The sequence below is a fragment of the Oleiphilus sp. HI0123 genome, from assembly GCF_001635315.1.
The window spans coordinates 1-744 of record NZ_LWGE01001718.1 but is presented as its reverse complement, the minus strand read 5'-3'; the positions used below and the strand labels follow the sequence as shown (position 1 = coordinate 744).

Below are 744 nucleotides of genomic sequence, written 5' to 3'. Positions count from 1 at the left end.
ATCATCAGTAGGTCTAAATGTAACGGTATCTGCCATAACAAACCTCTTCGTAAGAATATGTCTTACAAATAAATTTACATGACTTTATTCAGGCTGGCAAGGAATTAACCAACACGGCTAAACAATAACTACACTTGAATTCGTTCAGCAAGATCAAGCGCATCATCTACTTCTACCGGTACCACTATTAGCACCGGTGATGAGGTAAGTCTTACCTTTAAGAGACTCGATTCGCTCAGGTGTCCAGCCTTTTGGGCCGAATTGATGTTTAGTAAATTGGCGGTTGGTAGACATTGCTTAAACTCCTTTATGTGTAAATAAGGAAATAAGGGGTCGGTGACAACTGATTCTTATTTGTCACCGACCCCTTAGACTCTTATACTAGTGCTGGCAATCAAATCGGCAACTAAATCGCCAATTAACAAACCCTCGTCCAGTCCCTCGGCCATAGAAAAGACATCACGGAACAGCACAATCACTTCTTGTGACTGAGCAGGCGTAAATTCAGATAAATTCATCAGACCCACCCTTCTAAAGATATAACGCGAGAATATCGAAGCTCTCCTATAGAGAGAGCCTATCAACGCTAAGCTTTTTTAACGTATTTCGGTGTCACTTTAAGCGCACCGATTCCAGGGATCTTACAATCAATATTGTGGTCATCAGAGCTTTCGATCAGGCGAATATTTTTGATCTTGGTGCCAACTTTTACGACTGAAGAAGAGCCTTTGATCTTAAGGTCTT

The 744-nt window shown here is 41.3% G+C and carries 3 protein-coding genes; all 3 read right to left on the bottom strand.

Annotation, left to right across the window (positions count from 1 at the left end):
* Positions 1-162: 162 nt before the first annotated feature.
* A complete protein-coding gene (locus tag A3761_RS28800) occupies positions 163-294 on the bottom strand; it encodes a hypothetical protein (RefSeq protein ID WP_255374960.1) in 132 nt (43 codons plus the stop codon).
* 74 nt (positions 295-368) lie between these two features.
* Positions 369-518 carry a hypothetical protein gene (locus A3761_RS26390; protein ID WP_156490468.1) on the bottom strand — a complete coding sequence of 50 codons (150 nt, stop codon included), beginning with the start codon at positions 516-518 and terminating at the stop codon, positions 369-371.
* Between the two features lie 68 nt (positions 519-586).
* Positions 587-744, bottom strand: a 158-nt coding sequence (locus A3761_RS23260; RefSeq protein ID WP_197473196.1) for a PhnA domain-containing protein, incomplete at its 5' end; no start/stop codon positions are given.